The 21,612-nt window shown below is 59.8% G+C and carries 17 protein-coding genes; 8 read left to right on the top strand and 9 right to left on the bottom strand.

What is annotated here, in order from left to right; all coding sequences use genetic code 11:
* Window positions 1-16: 16 nt before the first annotated feature.
* The gene (locus tag KF841_15725) at window positions 17-853 is read right to left on the bottom strand and encodes a hypothetical protein (protein MBX3396806.1); all 837 of its coding nucleotides are present in this window, start codon (window positions 851-853) and stop codon (window positions 17-19) included.
* A gap of 27 nt (window positions 854-880) precedes the next feature.
* Window positions 881-1,597 (bottom strand): hypothetical protein, encoded by a 717-nt coding sequence (locus KF841_15720; protein MBX3396805.1) that lies wholly within the window; start codon window positions 1,595-1,597, stop codon window positions 881-883.
* 253 nt (window positions 1,598-1,850) lie between these two features.
* Between KF841_15720 and KF841_15715 the strand changes: the two genes are divergently transcribed.
* Both KF841_15715 and KF841_15710 read left to right on the top strand, forming a co-directional pair.
* A complete protein-coding gene (locus tag KF841_15715) occupies window positions 1,851-2,648 on the top strand; it encodes a hypothetical protein (protein MBX3396804.1) in 798 nt (265 codons plus the stop codon).
* A 75-nt stretch (window positions 2,649-2,723) separates the two neighbouring features.
* Window positions 2,724-3,890 carry a hypothetical protein gene (locus tag KF841_15710; GenBank protein MBX3396803.1) on the top strand — a complete coding sequence of 389 codons (1,167 nt, stop codon included), beginning with the start codon at window positions 2,724-2,726 and terminating at the stop codon, window positions 3,888-3,890.
* Between the two features lie 20 nt (window positions 3,891-3,910).
* Here the strand turns inward: KF841_15710 and KF841_15705 are convergent, their stop codons facing one another.
* Together KF841_15705 and KF841_15700 are read right to left on the bottom strand one after the other, a co-directional pair.
* Window positions 3,911-4,540: an HNH endonuclease gene (locus KF841_15705; GenBank protein MBX3396802.1), complete on the bottom strand. Its 630-nt coding sequence runs from the start codon at window positions 4,538-4,540 to the stop codon at window positions 3,911-3,913.
* Window positions 4,541-4,854: 314 nt separating this feature from the next.
* Window positions 4,855-5,910 carry a hypothetical protein gene (locus KF841_15700; protein MBX3396801.1) on the bottom strand — a complete coding sequence of 352 codons (1,056 nt, stop codon included), beginning with the start codon at window positions 5,908-5,910 and terminating at the stop codon, window positions 4,855-4,857.
* A 201-nt stretch (window positions 5,911-6,111) separates the two neighbouring features.
* Here KF841_15700 and KF841_15695 point away from each other — a divergent pair, with 201 nt between their 5' ends.
* From KF841_15695 to KF841_15680, 4 genes are all read left to right on the top strand, one after another.
* Complete coding sequence (locus KF841_15695; GenBank protein MBX3396800.1) at window positions 6,112-7,758, top strand: HEAT repeat domain-containing protein; 1,647 nt, start codon at window positions 6,112-6,114, stop codon at window positions 7,756-7,758.
* Between the two features lie 162 nt (window positions 7,759-7,920).
* Window positions 7,921-9,567, top strand: a complete 1,647-nt coding sequence (locus KF841_15690; protein ID MBX3396799.1) for an LptF/LptG family permease — start codon at window positions 7,921-7,923, stop codon at window positions 9,565-9,567.
* A 10-nt stretch (window positions 9,568-9,577) separates the two neighbouring features.
* Window positions 9,578-10,687: an LptF/LptG family permease gene (locus KF841_15685; protein MBX3396798.1), complete on the top strand. Its 1,110-nt coding sequence runs from the start codon at window positions 9,578-9,580 to the stop codon at window positions 10,685-10,687.
* 269 nt (window positions 10,688-10,956) lie between these two features.
* Window positions 10,957-12,387, top strand: coding sequence for a hypothetical protein (locus KF841_15680; protein MBX3396797.1), 1,431 nt, complete (start codon window positions 10,957-10,959; stop codon window positions 12,385-12,387).
* 2 nt (window positions 12,388-12,389) lie between these two features.
* On the opposite strand, the gene KF841_15675 is transcribed toward KF841_15680, so the two are convergent.
* From KF841_15675 to KF841_15655, 5 genes are all read right to left on the bottom strand, one after another.
* A complete protein-coding gene (locus tag KF841_15675; protein MBX3396796.1) occupies window positions 12,390-12,767 on the bottom strand; it encodes an NUDIX domain-containing protein in 378 nt (125 codons plus the stop codon).
* Between the two features lie 134 nt (window positions 12,768-12,901).
* On the bottom strand, window positions 12,902-13,933 hold the full coding sequence (locus KF841_15670) for an NAD-dependent epimerase/dehydratase family protein (GenBank protein ID MBX3396795.1): 1,032 nt from the start codon (window positions 13,931-13,933) through the stop codon (window positions 12,902-12,904).
* A 133-nt stretch (window positions 13,934-14,066) separates the two neighbouring features.
* Window positions 14,067-14,633, bottom strand: coding sequence for a class IV adenylate cyclase (gene cyaB, locus KF841_15665; protein ID MBX3396794.1), 567 nt, complete (start codon window positions 14,631-14,633; stop codon window positions 14,067-14,069).
* A 7-nt stretch (window positions 14,634-14,640) separates the two neighbouring features.
* Window positions 14,641-15,813 carry a rod shape-determining protein RodA gene (locus tag KF841_15660; GenBank protein MBX3396793.1) on the bottom strand — a complete coding sequence of 391 codons (1,173 nt, stop codon included), beginning with the start codon at window positions 15,811-15,813 and terminating at the stop codon, window positions 14,641-14,643.
* Window positions 15,810-17,987, bottom strand: a complete 2,178-nt coding sequence (locus KF841_15655; GenBank protein MBX3396792.1) for a hypothetical protein — start codon at window positions 17,985-17,987, stop codon at window positions 15,810-15,812. Before KF841_15655 ends, KF841_15660 begins: the two co-directional genes overlap by 4 nt.
* Before the next feature lie 601 nt (window positions 17,988-18,588).
* Between KF841_15655 and tadA the strand changes: the two genes are divergently transcribed.
* Window positions 18,589-20,307 carry a Flp pilus assembly complex ATPase component TadA gene (gene tadA / locus KF841_15650; protein MBX3396791.1) on the top strand — a complete coding sequence of 573 codons (1,719 nt, stop codon included), beginning with the start codon at window positions 18,589-18,591 and terminating at the stop codon, window positions 20,305-20,307.
* Window positions 20,308-20,399: 92 nt separating this feature from the next.
* Entirely contained in the window at window positions 20,400-21,560 is a 1,161-nt protein-coding gene (locus KF841_15645; protein ID MBX3396790.1) for a type IV pilus twitching motility protein PilT, read from the top strand.
* The last annotated feature ends 52 nt before the right edge of the window (window positions 21,561-21,612 follow it).

Raw genomic sequence — 21,612 nt, 5'->3', positions numbered from 1 at the left:
CGCTTCGAGCATTCGATCAGGGGCCGCTCACGCCGGTTTCCATCCGCCATCCGCTGAATTTCACCGCGGCTTGCAGAACCTTGTTCATGATGAAGCTTGCGTTGCGCATGATCGTCGAAGGATCGTTGCTGATCTGATAAAGCCGCATCTGTGCCGGGCTTTCCTGAACAAGCATCACGCCCGTATCGCCGACGGCGCGAACGCGCACTTCCGTGATCGGATTCGCCGCTGGGACGGCAACCAGCACCCGGTCATACGCCGGATCGCCCGGATTGATCTGAAACACCCCGCCCTGACGAAATCCGCCGAATCCGGCTGATCCGGCCGCCGCGGAGGCCAGCGCCGTCGCAAACCGATCGACGACGACCGGCAGGTCCGCCGCGAGTCGCTGCATCGCGGCGCGCTGTGCCGGTTCAATTTCGATCGGAATCACCGTCGACAGCGCATCGAGATCGATGCGAGGAATCAATGCGCGCACGCGCCGATGCAACGCGGCGGTCTGCGCCGCGAGCGCTCGCCCACCGATCTGTCCGCGCGCCTGGCGGTCAATGAGATCGCGAATGATCGGCAACAGGGCGCGGCCTTTTCGCTGTGAATCCGCCAGCGCCGACAACGCGCTTTCGACCGCCGCATCGCCGTATGTGATGCGGCATTCGGTGCAGATTTCGTCGAGGCCCTCAAGCGCGGCCAGCAATATCCGGAGTGTGTCCGGCAGACCGTCAGGCACGCTCGATTGCACTCCTTCGAGTTTTTCCACGCGGACGCGCAGCGTGCTTTGGCATCCCGCCGCCATGCAGAGGCAAACGGCTATTGCGGCTGGAAAGGCACGGATAGGAACGGATCGAAAATTCATGGAGTGTCTCCATCACGGTGCCAAGTGTTATTGTTCATGAGGTGGACCCAGCAGCGAGGTTACGGCATCCTTGAAGGGGGCCAGCTCGGGCTGTGTCTCAAGGAGCCGAATGATGAATTCACTGACGCTACGGCGCTGCGACGCATCCCGTTTTTCGCGCATCCGGGACGCACGTATGAGGGTCGTTGCGCTGTCAATCATCGCGTCGATCTCGCTTCCATAGGCGCGCAGGTCGATGTTCTGCGCCGACGACCAGAACACCAGCTTGCGAAACTCGAACGGGTTGTTCGATTGGTTCATTCCCATTGCGGCCACGTCGGCCGGCGAGAGCTGGCCGAACCAGACAAGCCGGGCATTCTGCAGTGCGAGGTCGTCGATGCCTGCAGGCAGGTCCGCGCCGCGGTTTTGTCGAGTCGCTTCCGACAAGGTGACCAGCGAGTCGTAGTACCCGGCCGTGAGGGCTTCGAATGCGGCGTCGCATTCGATCGGCAGATCAACCTCGGGAATCTGCGGAATCCGACCGCGAAGCACGTCGACGGACGCTGCTGAGAAGTACCCGGCCTGTAGCTGGTAGTTGACGCCGATTCCTCCTCCGCCTTCAAGCGTCATTCGGTAGTAGTTGATATTTCCCGAGTCCGGATCGACGACTTCGAAGTACTGTGTCTGGCGGTGGGCGACGCAGCCCGCGACAAAGAAGCAGGCGGCGATTGAAGCTCCTGCGCGGCGGATCGTGTGAACGGCCATGACAATCTCCATTCAGCCCCTGTATTGAGGCGCCGGCAGCCCGGCGTAAGAAGAAGCTTGATCAGCGCTCCGGGGAGCGACGCCGGATTGCGGCGTTTGGTGTGAATTCCGGGGTGGCCCACGATCGAAGGGGGTGATTATCGGGTGCGGCCGTCGCATGTGCGGCGCGGAGCGGGCTCGGCAAAGGCTGAAAGGCTGCTAGAATAGAATGCTTTATACCGGTCCTCGCCGACCCCGGGGTGCAGATTTGAGCATGGGAAAACAGAAATCGCTTTGGACGACGATGGTTCTTGGAGCATTCGCGCTGTGTTCGGGAATGGCTGCGTTGCAGGGGCAGTGCGGTTCGAACGGGCCGCCCTCGAACAACAACAACAGCACCTGCGGCACGCTGGGCAACCCGGCCATTCGCCTGACCATTACCGACGAAGACGGCGCGACGGTCGACCGAGCGCGGATTACCGTTCGGCGAAACCTCGGAACGGCCGACACGGGCGGCTGCTCCGCGGACTTTCCGTGTCAGAATTTTCCGATCGGGATCAACCTGTTCGGGCGCTTTGACATCACGGTTGCGCCGCCGGGCTATCAGCAGGCATCCCGGACAGTCAATGTCGGGTCCGCCGATGGATGTAACCCGACCACGCAGACGGTGATCATCGTGGTCACGCCGGATGCCACAGTTTCGGCACTCGCCGGCGCGTGGCGGACGACCAATGTGTTCGGCACGCAGGACATCCGGTTCAGCGACGAAGGCAAGATCATCGGCGCGATTCAGTACGCTCGCCAGGCGGGCGGTGACGGCAATTTCTACATCAGCTACAACAATCGGCCGATTCGCGGCGTGTTCGGGCAGGACATTTTTCTTACCAATGCCGACGAGCCGGTTCGAACCGGTGATCAATTCACCTGGAGCACGACGACGCTGGGCATGCCGATCGGCTTTGAGAGTGCGACGATGTCGGACGATTTCCTGACGATGCAGGGAACGCTCGCCTCGCAGACCGTCGTCTATCAGCGGCTGAGCGAGATTCCGGCGGCGCTGCAGACACCTTGATCGCCCGGGTGGCGGCCGCGACACGATCCGGATTTCCGGTTTCCCTGCTCGTCGGTCTGCGCGATACTTTCTTTCATGGGCGATGATTCCCCCTGTTCGACTCTATCTCGGCCTGCGCCGGCAGGGCGCGCCTTCGTCTTTCGCGCGGCGGCGGTTCTGCTTGTTGTGCTCGCGGGCGCGGGGCTCTGGCATATTTCAAATCTGATCGTGGCGATGCTCACATCGAATGTCGGGCCGATTGATCCGGATTCGGCGCTGCGAAGCCCGCGTCGACCAGACGGGCCGCGCGTTCCTCCGATTTATGTTGAAACGTCGCGCGGGATTCGGCTGCGCCGGCTGATGGATGCGGAGATTGTCGATCCGATCTCGAATCGCCGCGTGCGATTCCAAACAAACGCCCTGGGCATGCGAGGCGGCGACGTGCTGCCGAAGCAGCCCGGCGTCACGCGCATACTTGTGCTCGGAGATTCAATCACGCTTGGAGCCTACGTGGAGGAGTCGGAAACGTACCCGGCGCTGGTTCAGGAATCCCTGCGCCGTGACGGCTCTCACTGCGAGGTGCTGAACGGCGGGCTGGCCGGTGCGGCGCTGGCGACGGAGCTTGAATTGCTGTTGGAGACCGGCCTGCTGGTTCAGCCTGATGTGGTGCTGGTCGGATTATTTCTCAATGATGCCTCGGCCTCGGCATTCTTCGCTCCGCCCGAGGGGGTGCTGGCCGACAGTCCGATCGTGCAACGGCTGACCGCTCGGCGACTGGCGTATGATCTGGCGGAGCAAGGGCAGGCGCGGTGGGAACGTCTTTCGGGGCGGCCGTTTCCGGAGAAGCCGCTCGACGCCGAAGCATGGCGCACTGATCGAGCCACGTTTGAGTTCGAGGTCGCATCGGCCATGTCGGACTGGGGCGTAGCCTGGTTCGACTGGGCATGGGATCGGATGGGGGCGGAGCTGGAAGCGATGAAAGAGCTCTCAGCTCAGCACGGCTTCCAACTGCTTGTCGCTTTGTTTCCCGTGAAATACCAGGTCGAAGCGGAGTTTGTTGAAGATACGCCCCAACGCCATTTTGCGGCGACGCTTGGTCGGCTATCGATACCGGCTTGCGATCTGCTGCCAGCGCTCCGCGAGGCGTACCGCGAGAATCGTGCCCGGGGCTTGATCTACGATCATTGTCATCTGACGCCGGCGGGCTACGAAGTGGTGGCTCCGGTGCTGGCGCGATTTGTGCTGGATCGAATAAGTAGCTGACGCACGATTGCGGTCAATCGCTACTTCAGCTCGACGGACCAGTAGGCGTTGTCGAGGAAGGCCTTCCAGCTTGCGTAGCGGTCGTCCATGAGCTTGATGCTGATGCAGGGGTTCCGCCTGGGCTTCTTCGGCGGACGAATCAGCTTCATGTTGGCCTGATCGGGTGTGCGGCCGCCCTTCTTTATGTTGCATTTGAGACAGGCGCAGACGATGTTCTCCCACGTCGACGGGCCATTCTGGCTGCGGGGAACAACGTGGTCCAGCGACAATTCGGTTGTGGAGAATCGGATTCCGCAATATTGGCAGCGGTTGCTGTCGCGTGCGTAGAGGTTTCGCCGGTTGAACTTGACTTCCTGCTTGGGCAGCCGATCGAAAATGGCGAGCCTGATGATGCGCGGAACCGCAATATCGAAGCGGACAGTCCGGATCCAGTCGTGCGCGTGGGGTTCAAACTGCCTGGCCAGTTCGGACAGCTCGCGCCAGTCCTCGAAGTCGTAGGAGACGTACCGGTCCTGCTCGACGTGGACCACTTCGGCCAACTCGCGGCAGAGCAGGCTGAACGCGCGCTTGACGTTGATGATTCGAATCGCCAGGTAATGGCGATTGAGCACCAGAACGTTCAGACCCAAAGCCGATGCCGGAGCAGGCACAAAAACCTCCGATCGCGCTCGCGACTCCTTGGCTTTTCAGAGGGAGTCCCACCGGGGCGTTCCGGGCCGAACTTCGGACCCGTTTGTCGATCTGCACCGCCGCGCTTTCGGGTACAAATCGGATTTGCCCCTCTCAATTGATTGTATGTTCGGTGCACTCATATCGCAAGGCAGCGTCCGGCGCGCGGGTTGTTTCCGTGTCGAGCGAATGCTGGATTTCAGTCATATGCGGACGTGTTATTCCGAAATGAGTGATGCGTTGAGTTTGCATGAATATCCGATCCACCGTGTCAGACGGGAGCGGCGAAGTCGCGTCACCGGGCACGTCGTTCGGTCAGGTTGAAGGTATACCAGGCGATGGGTTCCGGACCGGAGTAGAGCTTTGCCTCGAACTGGCCCGGTCCGGCCTTTGCGAGCAGCGGAGCGATATCAAATGGAAAGCCCTGTCCCGCGTTCTGCTTGTTCCATTCGAATGAATGTTCCGCGAGCACTTCTCGTGCGTCCTTTTTCACGATCCGGATGGTGAAGCTGTTGCGATCGGCTTCGGGCGGGAGCGAGACCACCACTGTCATTGCGTTGGCATCGGCCGCGAAGGTGTCCTGCCAGTCCCATTGATTGTCGTACAATCCGGAAGCGGTGCGAAGGACCTTGCCTTTCAATTTGATCTGCGTCCTCGTGACAGCGATGCCGCGGACGATTTTTGCGATCTGATCCTCTTCGGCCATTCGCAAAACATCGGTTGCCTGATACTTCGGCGGGCTGCCTTCGGAGTAGATCGCGGACGGGTCGGTCACCGCGCCGATCTGGCGGCCGGTGTGGGTGTCGATGATGACGACGCGGCACTCGACGAACGCGTCGTGGCGCGTCCATTGATAGGGGACATTTACAAAGCCTGTGATGATGACATTGCCATAGGCGTCATAGCCGAACTGCGGCTGCTGCTGATAACGAACTTCCTGCTGGGAGACGGCTTCGAATCGGTCGCAGACGCCACAGATGAGAGCCTGTACGGACTTGAGGCGGCCGATCTCCATGGCCTGTTCGCCCTCGATGATGCCTGCATCCGCCATGTCTTTCTCGGCGAGGATGTCGGTGAGGTTCTGGCGCGTATAGACCTCGTAGGTGCCGTTGTTGGTAAGTATGGCGGAGATCCGGCCGCTGATTCGGTCGCCCGCCGCGAAATCCGGGCTGCGATTCGCGAAAGGCAACACGGCAACGTGCTTGAGATCGGGGGTGTAGAAGTCGGGATAGTGATAGACCCAGATTTTTCCTTTGTCGCCGCCGGAACAACCGAGAAGGTTGGCAGTGAGGCCCAGTGACACGAGGGCGAGAAAAGGAGCGTGTCGATGCGTGTGCGGGATACGGTTCATACTGTCGGAACTCCTTGTCAATCAGTGCGGGCCTATTCTCGGAGTGAATCGACAGATCGACAATGGGGCTCGAGCGGGCCACTGCCGAATCCCGGCTGCCGGGAGGCGTGGGACCGGTCTGAGATTCGAGACGGCGGGTGCCTTATAATGCGGTGCGAAGACCGGGCGACCGTGCCGGCGCGAAGGCGAGGAGCCGATCGAATGGGAGTTGAACGCATGGAGCGACGATCTCTGGTTGTCATTCTCGCGCTGGTGATCGCCTCGTTCGGTGCGGCCGATTTGGTTCATGCGGCGGCTGCTGATCGCGTCACGTTGAAGAACAATCTGCTGCCGGGGCATTTCACGCAGCATCGCGTCGTTCGCACGGTTCATCGCAAGATCAGGAAGGACCGCAAGACGGAGGAGCTGATCTATCGTCAGTCTCTCGACTGGACGCAGTTGAATGCGAACGAGACCAGTCCGGGTCATGTGCGTGTTGTGCACCAGATCGTGGACGGGCCTGCAAGGGTCGTGAGTCTGTTTGATGGTGCCGCAATGGTGACACCAACTCCCAGGCCGGCGTACTTCGGTCTTTCGCGCGGGGATATCCGGCTGTACAGCCTGGAGCGCAGCGCTTACGAATCGGAGGTGCTTGTCCCCAAGGGCGGCGCGCTTGATACCGCCGTGCTGAGGGTCATGCTTGATTTTGCATACTGGCCGAAGCACGCGCTGACGGCGGGCGGGAAATGGGAGCGCGACGTTCGCGACGCGGATTTCGAGGGCAAGCAGACGATGGAGTTCATCGAGCTGCTCAAGGGTAAGGATGAAACGGCTGCCGTCATGACGATGTACGTGACGGGAAATTTCAAGGGCTCGCTTGAGAGCGAATGCCGGTTCACGAAAGGGCAGGCGATCATCCACTGGGCACGAATGGACCGCACGCTTCTGAAGCTGGAGGCGCGGGCGGAGTACGAGCGGCGCCGTCCCGAGGGCGTCGAAACGTATGTGATGGAACTCGCGGCCGACGCAACGCGCGTGCAGACGTTGACGGCCGATCAGCGCGACGTGTTGATTGATCAGTTGATCGTCTTTGACAAGGCTGAGACATCGCTTCGCAAGGGCGATCGGAAGGAAGCGTTCGCGCTATGCACGGAGTATCGCCAGAAGTGGCCGAAGAGCGTGTGGATGCCGGCTCTGGAAGAATTGGAGCGTCGGATTTCGCCGCGTGAACGGGCGCCGGCCCTGATGAAATCCTCGGAACTGGCGCGAACGCTGGGCGAAGCGCTGATCAAGTATGAAGCTGCACGGTCGAAGCGCGACGTCGACGTGCTTGATCAGACGCGGCGGCTGCTCGCGGCGCTGACGAAGGAATATGGGTCGAAGATTCGGACGCTGGCGAAAAGCGGCGATGACAAGCAGCGTGCGCCGGCAGTCTTTGCGCTGGCATTCAGTGCGGAGGGTGATGATTTTTACATGGTTCAGAAGTACGCGCGGGATGAGTCGGCGGCGGTTCGGGCGATGGCGCTCGCGGGGATGGCGGCGCGTCGTGATCCGGAAACCAGCGTCGAACTACTGCTTTTGGTACTGGACGACCGAAAGGCCAACGTCCGGGCACGGGCGTGCGAAGCGGTGGCGGCCTGCGTGCCGAGGGAGCATTACTCGGTTGAGAAAATCTCGGAACGTCTTGGCGTGCTGATGCTGGAGGACGACTCCCGCGCGGTTCGACTGGAGGCGGTTCGGGCGTTGTCGGCGATCGGCGGTGCGGTGGATGTCGAACGCCTGGAGCGGGTTTTGTCTCGGGAAACGGATAGCGAAATTCGGAAGGAAGCGGAGGTCGCCGTCAAGCGACTGAGAAAACGCAAAGGATGAGGAATTGGAACGGGATAATCGAGGGCGTCCGGCAGGTTTTGCCCTTCCGGTTTGTCGCGGCTTCCGTTTGGCTGGGATTTCACTTAGAGTTTTCTCGATGAGACGGTTCCGGCCGATGTGTCGCGATGAAAGGGCCGGCCGGGAAGTCGCACCGCCGAACGCATGACGACGCTGCATCTCTATTTCGCACGCGAGCTATTGAGAACCTTTCTCATGACCGCGGCCTCGCTGACGCTCCTGATCGTCATGGGCGGAGGCGTGGCGAATATATTTCGCTCGGAAGGTATCGGCGCCGAGCAGATGTTCAGCATCTTTCTCTATCTGACGCCGGTTGCCATTACGCTGATTCTGCCGGTCGCCGCATTGTTCAGTGCGACGATCACCTACGGCCGGGCCGCGACGGATAACGAAGTGCTCGCGTGCCAGGCGGCGGGCATCAACATCCATCGCCTGCTGCTTGCTCCAATGCTGCTGGGCTTTGTCATTACGCTGGTCACCTACTTTTCGTGGAACAACATTATTCCGATGTTGACGGCCCGCATTTCGGAGGTGACCCGGCGCGACTTGCCGGCGATTGTTCTCGGGCAATTTCAGAAGAACAAGCCGCTAACCTACGGGGACCGGTATCGAATTACGGCGGGCCGCTGTGAGAGAGTTTCGTCTGAGCAACTGCCCGAGGAATTTCGGCGGAACCATACGTTTCTTCGGCTGATCGGCGTGGCATTCACCGAGCTGGAGGCATTGAACTACACACGATTCGGCACAGCTGACGAGGCGATCATCGATTTTGATGCGACGAATCGTTCTCCGCAGGTGACGATACTGATGGAAGGAGTGCGGGTGTTCGACACGACTCGCACGCAGTCCTATACGCTCAAGAGCCAGCGCATCGGGCCGATGGAAATTCCGCTGGCGATGGGGCGGAAAATCAAGTTTGAGAATCTGGCGACGCTGAAATCGTGGCTGGCGGATCCGGGGGAAATTCCTGAAATCAAGGATCTTACGCACGGTCTTCGCCGCGAGATGATGGTGTATTTTCTGAATCAGGTTGCGGAGGAATCGATCGGCAAGGAGGGTTCGGTTCGATTTCTGGATCGAAAGTTTTCGATCGATTTGTCGGCGGAGCGGTATTCCACCGATCGCGAGGACGGGCGATTACGCCTGAATGGCGTGACGGCTCGAGTGACTTATGCGGACCCGTCCAAGCCGGCGGACGTCTATCGTGCGAACGATGCGTCGATCGAGCTCCGATCAAGTATCACGACGGGTCAGCAGACGATCGGCATTGAACTGGTCGGGGATGTCGTTCTGACGCGCGAACCGGCCGGGCCGGGCGAGACGGTGGTGCGGAAGCCGAAAGAGACGCTTCCTCGTGTGAACTTCGCCGGGCAGCCGGAGATGAATCGGCGGTACGAGAACTTCGACTTCAGGTCGTTGTACGACAAGCAAGCTCCGATTCCGCTGTTCGCGAAGCAGGAGCGAATGCGCAAGAGCGTGGTGGCGCGGGTTCAGCGGTTTGTGTCGGAACTGCGTGGTGAGATTGAGTTTCGCTGGTCTTATGCGGCGGATGCGGTTGCGATCATACTGATCGGCGCGATGCTCGGCATCATCGTTCGTGGGGGGCAGGTGCTGACGGCCTTCGGGATCAGTTGTGTTCCGATGGTGGTGGTGATTGTCGCGAGCATTGTCGGGCGGAACCTTTCGGACAAGCCGGATTTCATTACAGCGAGTATTACGACGATGTGGGGTGCGACGGCATTTATGTACGCGTCGGTCGTTTTCATTGGATTGAAGTTTCTAAAACGATGACATCCGTTCCATGATCAAGACGCTGGATCGATACATTCTGCGGGCCTTTCTGACCAACTATCTCATCGCGATGGGAGTGCTGATCGGACTGTATATCATTCTCGATCTGTTTGTGAATCTGGATGAGTTCACGAAGATTCAGTCCGATTCGATGTTTCAGAAGATCGCCAAGGTGCTCGACTTCTACGGGCACAATCTATTTCTGTATTTCGCGCAGCTTGCGGGCGTGATCACGCTGGCGGCCGGCTGTTTCACGCTGGGCCGATTTCATCGGACGAATGAGCTGACGGCGATTCTTGCGTCGGGTACTTCGCTTTACCGTGTCGCGGCGCCCATTCTGGTCGCGGGACTGAGCCTGAATGTGCTGTGGTTTGTCGATCAGGAGTTCGTCATTCCATCGATCGCGGAGAAGCTGGCGCGCAAGCATGGTGACACGGAGGGGAAGGCATCATTCGCGATCTGGTTCGTGCCCGACGCGCAGTACGGTAATGCGCTGATATCGGCGATGGCGTTCAATCCGCGGGCGCGCGAGATGCGAAACGTGGTGATTTTGAAGAGAGACGCGGATAATCGCATGATCGGTGCGATACGCGCCGATCAGGCCCAGTGGGACGAGGAGCGGCAGGTCTGGCATCTGCGGAACGGCACCGAACTGGCGCTGGGAGACGCCTCCGATACAGGCGTTGACGAGAGCCTTCTGGGACGGACTCCGGTGACGGAGTATGTGTCCCGGGTGACGCCTCGGGAGCTGGCAATCCAGCAATCGGCCCAGTGGACCAACTTCCTCAGCCTGGCGAATCTGGATCGGTTGCAGAAGTACTATGCATCTTCGGGCAACAGCGAGTTCATCCGGGTGAAGCACACGCGACTGACGACGATCCTGATGAACATGGGCCTGCTCTGTCTTGGCATTCCGTTTTTTCTGAATCGGGAGCGGCCTTCGATTTATGTGCTGAGCGGAAAGTGCATGCTGGCGTGTTCGCTGTGCTACGTGATGACTTTCATGTGCAACAGCATCGACGGCAGCGCCTTTGGTGTGTCGCCGGCACTCCTGCCGTGGATTCCGGTGGTGATTTTCGGCCCAATCGTGATGCTGCTGCTGGATGGAATCAAAACCTAGATGGCTGATTCCGGTTTGCGGCCGATGTGAGGGGGATTCGGCAAAGGGGGGGGGATATCTCGTTTGTGCCCGGTCGGCGAAACGACCTGAGTGCGCGGAAATTCCTGCCCCCATCTGCAAAATTTTATCGGCGGAAGCCGGGTTCATCCCGTGTTCAAACGGGAAAATCGAACTTGTATTGTTCACGGCATCGAGTGTCATGCTGCGATGGCCGTGGCTATAATTCGCTCTGTCGAATGCTGACGAATTGGACTTGAGAGAAGCCTTCCTTGGACCTCTTCCTTGCCCGCAGCGTGCCGTTGATGGCGCGCCGCAATTATGTCATCGAGATGAAGCACCTCCTCTGGTGGGGCGTCTTCATCGGCATGTACGAGGGAGCGGGTTCGTCGATCGTCGTCGCAAAGACGTTTCATGCCGGTCCGTGGCTCATCACGATCGTGATGGCGATTCCGACAGTTGCGAATCTCGCGGGCTTGTTCTGGGGGAGCATTGCGGCATCTCGACCGAAGCTGCCGTTGTTCCTTACTTTCGGGCTGGGCACGGTGCTGCTGATTGCATCGATCGGCCTGACGCCCTATTCCGAATGGGGCGGATGGATCTTCGCCGGGCAAGTTGCATTGGCGCGAACACTTCTGGCGGGGTGCGTGACGGTTCGCTCGGGATTCTGGAAGCATAATTATCCCGTCAGCATGCGCGGGCGGATCGCCGCTCGTTTGCAAATCGTTCGATATTCACTGGGTATCGGCGTGGTGACGCTGGTCGCGTCGCTGTTCGATTTCAATCCAAGACTCTATCACTATGTGTATCCGGCCGTCGCGCTGATCGGTCTGTTCGGCCTGTTCCAGCTGCGGTCGTTGAAGGTTCGAGGCGAGCGGGCATCGTTGGCGCGGGTGCGCGCTTCGGCGGAGGGCCGCGTTGGTCATCGCGGTGTTTTGCGGCCGGCCCGGGAGGTGTACGAGGTTCTGAGGGACGATCGGGCATTTCGGCGTTACTGTATCGGCATGATGTTTCTGGGCATGGGAAACATCATGATTTTTCCGGTCATGGCGATCATTGTGACGCGCGAGCTGCCGCTGAACTACAAGTTCAGTTCGATCCTGCTTGAGACGCTTCCGCAGTTCATGATGATGATATCGATGATGTCGTGGGCGGGATTGTTCGACCGTCACGGCGTGGTGCGGTTTCGTGTGCTCAATGCGCTGACGTGGATGCTGGCGTCGGTTTTTGGAGGCCTGGCTTCGGTGGTCATGCTTGCGCCGGGCGCGATGGACACGGTCATGCTGTTCGCGACGGCGCTGACGCTGGTGGCGTTGTCGCGGTTTTTCGAGGGGGTCGGCCGCGGAGGCGGGGCGATCGGCTGGAATCTGGGGCACCTTCACTTTGCTGAGCCGGAGAAGGCCGAGATCTACATGGGCGCTCACGTGTTTCTGACGGGCATTCGTGGATTGAGCGCACCATTCATCGGGACATTTCTGTATTCGCGATACGGGCCGCTGGTGTTTCTTATTTCGTCCGCGCTCGGCTTGATGGGACTGTTGACGTTCCGCTCGCTGGCGAAATCGCAGCAGTCCGGTCATGACCTGACGAAGCTGGAAACGACGGAACTTGCGGCGGAGGCCGTGTCCGCTCCGATGGCGGCAGGGCTTGCGACGGAAGATCTGGTGAATCAGCGGGAGCAGGGCGTTGGTTCCGCGCCGTAGGCTCAGGCGTCTAGATGCGCCAGAATTTCGGCGGTTCCAGGAAGGATTCCGTCTTTGTCCCGTATTTGAACCGGCGTGAGCCAATCGAATTGCGCGACTTCCCGTGGGTTGGGCCGAATGCTGTCCGAGAGCAACTGCGCCGACCAGCAGTAGAGAATCAGCCGGCCTTCGTGCTTGGTCTGGGTCATGAGCAAGCGGCCGGGGAGGATTTCAGCGTCGAGTTCTTCGCGCATTTCGCGGATGAGTGCGTCGGCCTGGGATTCACCAGGCTCGATTTCCCCGCCAGGAAAGCACCAAGCCAGCGGCACTCTCACGAATTCCGATCGTTGAATGAGGAGCAGGCGGTCTTCGCGTCGAATGACGCCGATGACCCCGAGCATGGGATTGCAGGCAGATGTAGCGATTGGGCTGTCCCTGAATGCGAGATGGCCGATGATGGTCGCAGTTTGTTTGTCGCGGCAGAGCCGCCTATCCAGTGAAGTCGCGTGCGAACGACTGACTTGGGGCTCGGTCGTCAGGCCACCGCAGCGCGACGCTCAGGCGCTTTTTTTTCGGCGCCCTCGAACCAGCGAATGGTCGCGGGAATTCCCTCTTCGTAGGTGACGGAGGGCTTCCATCCCAGTTCGCGCCGGGCTTTGTCGGCTGAGAAGTAGGTGTCGCGTCCCATGAGCCAGACGGCGTATCGAGTGATCATCGGCGGCTTCTTCCACTTGAGGGCGTGGCCGAGACATTCGAGGACGAAGGCTGCGTTGTACGCAATTCGATAGGGGACGGCCTTCGTCACGCGCGGCGCTGCCAGGGCGTCCGCCAGCATGTCGAAGTACTGTCGCTGGGTCAGTTCGCCATCGTTGCTGCAGTTGTAGGCCTCGCCGACGGCGTTGGGATTGTCCGCCGCGAGAATACATCCTTCGGCGACGTTGCCGGCATAGACCACGTTGAGCCGGTTGTCCCCGGTGCCGAGCAGCTTGGCCTTGCCTCGGCGGATCATGCGCGACAAGCGGGCGATGGTGGCGCGATCTCGCGGGCCGTAAAGCCAACTCGGGCGGATGACGGAGTATTTCACTTTGCTGCCAGCGTTGTGCCGGCGCCATAGCTCCTGCTCCGCCGCGACCTTCGCGCGGGTGTAGTAGGACCACTTGTGGACGTTTACGCCGAGCGGCTCCTTCTCGTCGATGACGAGTCCCTTCTCGTTGCGGTGGCCGTAGACGCTGATTGAGCTGACGTGAATGAATCGGGGGACGCCGGCCTTTTCGGCCGCGTCGAAGAGGTTATTGGTGCCGTCGATGGTGATTCGTTGGAAGTCTTCCCATGGCCCCCAGTCGCCGACACGTGCGGCGGCATGGTAGATGCACTGGGCTCCGTCGCAGGCTCTTTCGATGGAGGCCTTGTTGGTCAGGTCTCCTTCGACGAGTTCGACACCCTGGGTTTTCAGCCAGGTCAGGTCCGCGCCGAATCGGACAAGGCATCGCACAGGGCGACCGCGCTTGCGAAGCTGTTCGACGATGTGGCTGCCCAAGAGTCCCGTCGCGCCGGTGACTAGATTCATCAGACCTAAACCTCCTGCTAACCAACTGGCGAATAGTCCAATGTAGAAGCGGTCCTGCCGATCGTCAAACGCACCGGTGCCAGCGTGGCGGTTTAACGCGGGGCCTCCTCGGTTTGCGTCCGAAAAAAAATCGCTATTTGAAGCGAAACTCGACGGTCCGAGGGGTGAGGGGTTCGCGGCCTGCCATGAGCAGGGCGACATAGCTTTCGGTGATGGACTGCTGATCGGAGAGGCCGAGTCGCGCCAATGTCGATTCGACAGCGGGTTCGGACGGGCCTTCGACCTCTACGAACAAGCCGAATTGGGGAATCTCATCCAATTCGATGGTGCAGGGGTCCAGGCGCCAGCTTTCACGCCGCTTCTCGAAGACGATTTTGTCGGTGTAGCCGAGGGCGGCCAGTATGGCTGCGAGGGCGTTTGCATCGTCAATACTGGTTTCGTGCTCTTCTCGCTGTTTGAACTTTCCGGGGATTTTGACACCTTTGAAGGTGATCGAATCGCGCGGACCGACACCGTCGAGAATGCTGATCTGCCGGATTCGCAATCCGCAGCCGGTGCGGAGGAGGTGGGCGTCGGGTCGGTCGAGAATACGGTTGGTCTCAAGCACTTTTCCGATGTAGCTGGCGCCGGCGTCGCGAAGTCGATCTCGGACGGGCTGATGTGAATCGACTTTGATTTTGGATTCGAGTTCAGTGGGCATGGTCCGCTTAGTCCTCGAAGTCGTATTCGAACGGTTTTGGCGCCATGTCGAGCGGCCGCGGGCGGGCTGTGCTGACGAGGATTCCCAGCATGAGATAGTTTGCGATGAGTCCGCTTCCGCCCATGCTGGCGAAGGGTAGCCCCATGCCGGTGACGGGCATGAGTCCGACAGTCATCCCGGTGTTGATGATGGTCTGGGCGCAGATCATGGCGCAGACGCCGACGGCAGTGAGGCGACCGAGCGGATCGTTGGTGGCAGATGCAATGGTGAGTCCTGCCGCGACGATGACGAGGTAGAGCGCGAGAATGATCATTCCGCCGAAGAATCCCCATTGATGTCCGAGCACAGCGAAGATGAAGTCGTTGTGTTCTTCGGGCAGGAGGTCGTGACGGAAGAACGCACCCTCCTGAAAGCCCTGTCCGAAAGCGCCGCCGCTTCCGAGTGCGATCTTTGACTGGTTGAGCTGATAGCCCTGATTGAGCCGCCAGGATTTGTCGTCGTCGTTTTGATGGAAGAGGGCGGTGATTCGATCGCGCTGGTAGGGGTTCATGAGGGGCGAGAAGTAAAAGGCCGGCGCGGCGATAGCCGCCAGGAGAATAATGATTATGAGGTGGCGTTTTCTGGCGCCCGCGACGAACAGCATGACGAACAAAGTGGGCAGGAGCAGCAGGCAGGTACCTAGGTCCGGCTCTTTGAGAATGAGCGCCATCGGAACGAGGGTGAGGATGAAGGGCATCAGCAGCCCGCCAAACGTGCGGTAATTTGTACGGTATCGCAGGTAGTATGAGAGGGCGACGATGTAGACGAACTTGGCGTATTCGGAGACCTGGATGTTGATGGGACCGATGAGAATCCAACGGTAGGTGTTGCGTTTCGGCACGATGAACGGAGCGAGATTGACCTTTCTGGCGATGAGCAGCAGGGTCAGGAGTATGAGCGTCACACCGAACATGAAGTAGGCCCATCTTCCGACTTCGCGGTAGCCGATCATCTGAACGAACGTGAACGCGGCGAGCCCGATGCCGAGGAACATGAGCTGTCGAAGAGTCTGGGCCGGCAATTCGCCGGTGCCGGCTTCGCTGGCGTACATTCCGAGCAGACCGACTCCGGTGAGCGCGACAGCGGCGAGCGTCACGATCCATCCGAGAGGCGGCATGATTCGTGGTGTCGATTCAATCATGGTCGGATGTCCGTACTTGCGAGCGTGCGTCCCGGCCGGAGATAGCCAAAGTCGATCAGCAGCCTGAAGATTTCCTTGCCGATGGGACCGGCGGCCTGGCCGCCGCCGCCGCCGTGTTCGAGGATGACGGCCAGGGCAATTTCCGGCTTGTCATATGGCGCGAAGCCGGCAAACCATGCGTGAGTTTGCGGTTCGTCCTTTCCTTCGCGATTCGGAGGCCATCGCTTGAGCACTTCGCGTTTCACGCAAGGAGTTTTTCGGCTGAGATCGAGCATTTCGCGGGCTTTTTCGATGGTCGGCGCGACGGCGGACTGAATTCTGCCGTCGACGTTGAAGGAGTATCTGGTTTCGATCGCGCGTGCGACGCATTGGGCGCTACCTGTTTTTCCGCAAATTTCCAGTTCGTCCAGCCGGGCATGTTTGTACGCCGTGCCGCCGGGGTCGTTGACGCAGCGGAACAGGCCGTTGCGCACCGTGCGCCATGCCTGTGGCGTGAGGCCGTCGATCGGGGTGGGAGGGCGATAGGTTCCGTCGTTGGCGACGAGCGTTGGATCTCGGTATTGTCCGCTGGCGAGGGTTGCGTACATGTTTGCGGCTTGTAGGGGTGTGAGTTGCAATTCGCCTTGTCCGATGGCGTAGTTACGGCCGTCTGCCGGTCGGAAGTCGCGTTTCTGGCGTGATCGAAGGTAATCAAGTGTTGGGATGATGCCGCTTCTTTCCTCGAGCAGTCCGGTGATGGATCTGCGGGAATTGGCGGCCTGGTTGGTGTCGAGGTCTGCGGGGCCGAGAATGAAATCGCGGTAGAACTGGGAGACGCGAGCGGCTCCGAGCCGATCTCCGAGCGTGTAGAAGAAGATGTTGCAACTGTGCTGGATTGCTTCTTCGGCGTTGAGGTTGCCGTGTCCGGGGAGATGCTTCCAGTGCGTCCAGCAGTGCCAATTGCTGGATCCGGGGACGTAACTTCCGTCGCAATGGACTGTCTGCCGCGGGTCGATGACTTTGTTTTTGAATGCGCCGAGGAGCAGGACCGGTTTGATGATCGAGCCGGGCTGGTATTCTTCAGCGACGGCCCGGAACAGGAGCGGGCGATACCGGGCGTCGTCGCGAAGCTGGTCGTAGTGCTTGCGGACTCCCTCCGCTGAGAACGTGGGTGCGCTGGCAAGTGCGAGAATCTCCCGCGTGTTGACATCGATGACGACGCAGGCCGCACCGGTGACGTACGGATCGGCGGAGATGGCCTCATCGAGAATCTGGTGAATCCGGCTTTGCAGCTTCAGGTCGACGGTGAGCTGTATGTCGAGGCCGTCTTTGGGCGGCTGTGAGGACTTGATTCGGCCGTCGAGGTATTTTTCTTCGTAGCCGCGTTTTCCGCGGAGCATGTCCTCGCAGAGGTACTCGATTCCCGACGCACCGGCTTCATCGCCGGGGCGATAGCATCCGAGCCAGTCGTCGGTGAGCGGGTCTCGCGCCATTCGGTCCGCGCTGACCTGACCGAGCGTGCCGAGGGCGTGAGAAAGGGGCTGGGCATCGAGATTCCAGATACGCCGGACGGAGGGTTCGATTCGAACAAAGGGCATGCCAGCCAGTTCCACTTCGAGCTGGGTTCGCACTTCGGGCGGGATGTCTCGGAGAATTGAATGATACTGGGATTCTTCACGGAGGCGCGTTTTGTGCAGCGGATCGTCGGAGCCCTGGGCCCGGCGTGCGTTCCAGATGTGCCGCCGCAGCGATTCAATGCGGTCGCAGATGGCATCGCGGCGTTTCTTCATGCGGCGCAGCGGCGTGCCTGAGGCTTTTTCGAGCGTGACCCACATTCTGCCGATCCGTTCGCGGATTTCTTCCTCGGCTTCGGCGAGGGTGGCTCGTTTCCATGCCGCGTCGTTGCGGCGAAGGTTCGAAGCGGCCTGCTGGAGATAGGACTCGTTGAGGCTCAGGACGCCATAGTGGACGGCGACGTCATTGGCCGGCGCGTCGGAGACGAGTGGACGTCCGAAACGATCGAGAATTCGCCCGCGGAGCGGCGGTAGAAACTTTTTGGGCGAGACCAGGGCGTCGTCGGCCTGCTGCTGGTAGGCGTCTCCCTGGACGATCTGCAGATTGAAAAGGCGCACGACAAGCACGATTGCGTAGACGCATGGGATGAGCAGCACGATTCTGAGTCGGCGTTCGAACATGTGGCGTTCGGGCGAAGATGCGGAGCTTCGGCGAGACAGTCGCACCGAGCCTCGTGATTATTGTCAAAAGCGAAGGATTCTAAAAGTGCAATTCGTTACGGCGATTGCGGAGTTGTGATTTCCTGGTGCAACGGGATTCTGGATTGTGCCGCGCCACGGCAAGAGTGATTACGTCTGGCCAAGGTGTTGGTTCGTCCCGGGCACGGTTGATTCGGTGGTGGTTCGTGGGCTTTTGTTGGGCGGCCATCGCGGCGCGACGAGCCGTTGATGAACGAGCAAATCGCGTGGGAGCCGGGAATCGGCCGCAGGGGCCAGAATTGCGATTACGACCCGATAACGCCCTGAGCCGGCGGGCTTTGATTACGATGCAGTTGCGGCTATGATTGGCAGGGGGAAAGACTTCATCCCACGGTCTGGACTGTCGGCGCGAAGCTCAGCGTGAGCAGTCCGGGTATTACCGCGCATCGGTACGCTGGTCGCATGTAATCGCAGCGCCGAAGTAGGCGGGTGTCGCGACATCGGATTTGATGTCGGTTATCCGTCGGGGCTTTGCGAACGCTGCACCGCACCCGCCGCTTGTTGTACGGCACGGACAACCCACATGGCTCGCAAACGACAAACGCTCGGAATCATTCTGCAGGAACAGAACCTGGTCTCTCGCGAGGACGCGGATCGTGCGGCCGAGTTCGGGCTGAACAGCGGGAAGCGCATTGGCGAGGCGTTGGTGGAACTGCAGTTGGTTTCGGAAGAGGACGTCACGAGGGCACTGGCACTTCAGCACGGCATGGAGTATGTGGAAATTACGCGCTCGTCGGTCAGTCCCGAAGCGCTGAGCCTGATTCCCGAGAAAATTATCAAGGCGAACGACATACTCCCGATGAGCAGCGTCAACGGTCGATTGCGGGTGGCGATTCCCGATCCGCTCGATCTGGATACGATTGACATGCTCCGGTTTCGATTGGGTGTGACGGACATCGAACCGGTTCTGGCTCCGCGATCGCGGATTCGCAACTACATTGAGAAGAATTTGAAAGGTCCCGAGGCTTCGCTTGACGAACTTTCGCGAAGTCTTGACGCATCGGTCGACGCCTCGCTGGACCAGGATGCGAAGGATGCGAAGAAGGACACCGGCGACGAGACCGACGCGCCGATCATCAAGCTCATCAATATGATGATCGCGGAGGCGGTTCGAACGCGTGCGAGCGATATTCATGTGGAGCCGTTCAACGACCGGGTTCGCGTCCGGTACCGCATTGACGGTGTGTGCATCGAGCGCGAGAGCGTACCGAAGCGCCTTCAGAATGCGGTTCTGACCCGCATGAAGATCATCGCCGGCGTGGATATCGCTGAGAAGCGCGTGCCGCAGGACGGCCGCATCAAGATGCGGATCAGCGGAAAGGACATCGACTTTCGCGTGGCGGTTTGTCCGGGGGTGCACGGCGAATCAGTGGTTCTTCGTATTCTGCGGCCGGATTCGGCATCGGTCGGCATTCAGCAGCTTGGCTTCGAGCCGGAGGACTATGAGCGGTTCGTGAAGATCATTCAGCGTCCGAACGGCATCTTTCTGGTCACGGGACCGACGGGTAGCGGCAAGACGACGACGCTCTACGCCGCGCTTCAGGAGTTGAACCGTCCCGACAAGAAGATCATCACGGCTGAGGATCCCGTGGAGTACGTTTTTCCGGGGATGAATCAGTGCCAAGTGAAAGATGACATCGGGATGAGTTTTTCGGTGATCCTGCGGTCGATGCTGCGGCAGGCGCCGAACATCATTCTTGTTGGTGAAATTCGCGACCTTGAAGTGGGTGAAATCGCGATTCAGGCGGCGCTGACCGGACACCTTGTGTTCTCGACGCTTCACACGAACGACGCGCCCAGCGCGCTGACTCGTCTGATTGACATGGGGATCAAGCCCTTTCTCGTGGCGAGCAGCATCCAGGCGATCATGGCCCAGCGTCTGGTTCGGACGCTGTGCCGCGAATGCAAGGCGCCGGATGAGAATCCGGATCGACAGATGATGAAGGTCGTCGGCATGCAACGAGAGTTGCTGGAAGGCAAGACGATTTACAAGGCCGTGGGTTGTCCGCGATGCAACAACACGGGCTATCGCGGCCGGCAGGGTATCTTCGAGCTTCTTCAGATGAACACGGAGCTTCGTGAACTGGCGTTCAATCGTGCGGGTCTGGCTGATTTGCGCCGCGCGGCGCGTGCGACGGGCATGAATTCTCTGTTGCAGGACGGCCAGAAGAAGATTCTTCGCGGCATGACGACCTTGGAAGAGTTGTCACGCCTGGCTCAGGCGGAAATCGCAGTTGATTAATGTCGAGCGCCGGCGTCGCATGATCGGCGGTAGCGAACGGCATCAAACAATCTGCGGGGATTGGAATGATTCCGTAGATGGAATGAGTACTCATGGCATCCCTTCATATTGATCGAATTCTTGAGACCTGCATCAAACGCGGCGCATCGGATATTCACCTGTCCGTGGGTCGCCCGCCGGTGCTTCGCCTTCACGGCCGGCTTCGCCAGCTTGAGACGAAAGTTCTGGAGCCGGAAGACACGGTCGGCCTGATGAAATCGATCACGCCGGACCGCAACCAGCAGGAACTCCAGGAGGAAGGCGGCACGGACTTCGGATTCGCTTTCGGTGACCAGGGTCGATTCCGCGTTTCGGTGTTTCGTCAGAAGGGCAATATCACAATGGTGTTGCGTCTGATTCCGAGCCGGTTTCTATCGTTCGAGGAGATTGGTCTTCCGGCGATCTGCCGCGCGTTGTGTCGGCGTCCTCGCGGATTGTTCCTCGTGACGGGGCCGACCGGCTCTGGCAAGACGACGACGCTGGCGTCGATGCTGAACTACATCAACAATGAACTCGATCGGCACATTGTGACGGTTGAGGACCCGATCGAATACTACCATTCGCACAAGAAGAGCATCATCAATCAGCGCGAGGTCGGCAATGACGTGCCGAGCTTCGCGGAGGCGCTTCGGCGCGTGCTGCGCTCCGACCCGGACGTGATCCTCGTCGGTGAAATGCGGGACCTTGAGACGATTTCGAACGCGATCCTCGCGGCGGAAACGGGCCACCTCGTGTTCTCGACGCTGCACACCACGGGCTGCCAGGGTACTGTCAACCGAATCATCGATGCGTTCCCACATGAGCAACAGGACCAGATCCGCGTGCAGCTTTCGACATCGCTTATTGCCATTCTTTCGCAGGCGCTGATGCCGCGCAAGCCGTCAGGCATGGTCGCTGCGTATGAGTTTCTTGTCGTGACGCCCGCGATTTCCAACCTGATTCGCGAGAACAAGACGTTTCGCATCGACTCGGCGATTCAGACCGGAAAGAAGTACGGCATGCAGCTACTCGACGATCACCTGTGGTCTCTCTACGAACGGAACCTGATCGACGCGGCTGAGATGCTCGATAAAGCCCGGCAGCCCGGCGAAATACAGGAGAAGTTGGAGCGTGCCGGCAAACTGCATGAGGCTGGTGACGCGTTGATCGAAGGTCTCACCTCCACGGTGGATAAGGAAGAAGTTGTCGAAGAGAAGGCAGGTGGCGCGAAGTAAGCCCGCCGAACGAAGTCGATCCTGGTATCGACTTGCCGGCCAAAGGGATTCA

The sequence above is a fragment of the Phycisphaerae bacterium genome, assembly GCA_019636475.1.
In the GTDB taxonomy this organism is placed as follows: domain Bacteria; phylum Planctomycetota; class Phycisphaerae; order UBA1845; family UTPLA1; genus JADJRI01.
The sequence above is the reverse complement of the archived record's forward strand: the minus strand, read 5'-3'. Positions and strand labels throughout refer to the sequence as shown.

Coding starts and splice junctions, on each gene's coding strand:
- KF841_15725 (MBX3396806.1), bottom strand. CDS start 853: ATGAATTTTCGATCCGTTCCTATCCGTGCCTTTCCAGCCGCAATAGCC.
- KF841_15720 (MBX3396805.1), bottom strand. CDS start 1,597: ATGGCCGTTCACACGATCCGCCGCGCAGGAGCTTCAATCGCCGCCTGC.
- KF841_15715 (MBX3396804.1), top strand. CDS start 1,851: ATGGGAAAACAGAAATCGCTTTGGACGACGATGGTTCTTGGAGCATTC.
- KF841_15710 (MBX3396803.1), top strand. CDS start 2,724: ATGGGCGATGATTCCCCCTGTTCGACTCTATCTCGGCCTGCGCCGGCA.
- KF841_15700 (MBX3396801.1), bottom strand. CDS start 5,910: ATGAACCGTATCCCGCACACGCATCGACACGCTCCTTTTCTCGCCCTC.
- KF841_15695 (MBX3396800.1), top strand. CDS start 6,112: ATGGGAGTTGAACGCATGGAGCGACGATCTCTGGTTGTCATTCTCGCG.
- KF841_15690 (MBX3396799.1), top strand. CDS start 7,921: ATGACGACGCTGCATCTCTATTTCGCACGCGAGCTATTGAGAACCTTT.
- KF841_15685 (MBX3396798.1), top strand. CDS start 9,578: ATGATCAAGACGCTGGATCGATACATTCTGCGGGCCTTTCTGACCAAC.
- KF841_15675 (MBX3396796.1), bottom strand. CDS start 12,767: ATGCTCGGGGTCATCGGCGTCATTCGACGCGAAGACCGCCTGCTCCTC.
- KF841_15670 (MBX3396795.1), bottom strand. CDS start 13,933: ATGAATCTAGTCACCGGCGCGACGGGACTCTTGGGCAGCCACATCGTC.
- cyaB (MBX3396794.1), bottom strand. CDS start 14,633: ATGCCCACTGAACTCGAATCCAAAATCAAAGTCGATTCACATCAGCCC.
- KF841_15660 (MBX3396793.1), bottom strand. CDS start 15,813: ATGATTGAATCGACACCACGAATCATGCCGCCTCTCGGATGGATCGTG.
- KF841_15655 (MBX3396792.1), bottom strand. CDS start 17,987: ATGTTCGAACGCCGACTCAGAATCGTGCTGCTCATCCCATGCGTCTAC.
- tadA (MBX3396791.1), top strand. CDS start 18,589: ATGGCTCGCAAACGACAAACGCTCGGAATCATTCTGCAGGAACAGAAC.
- KF841_15645 (MBX3396790.1), top strand. CDS start 20,400: ATGGCATCCCTTCATATTGATCGAATTCTTGAGACCTGCATCAAACGC.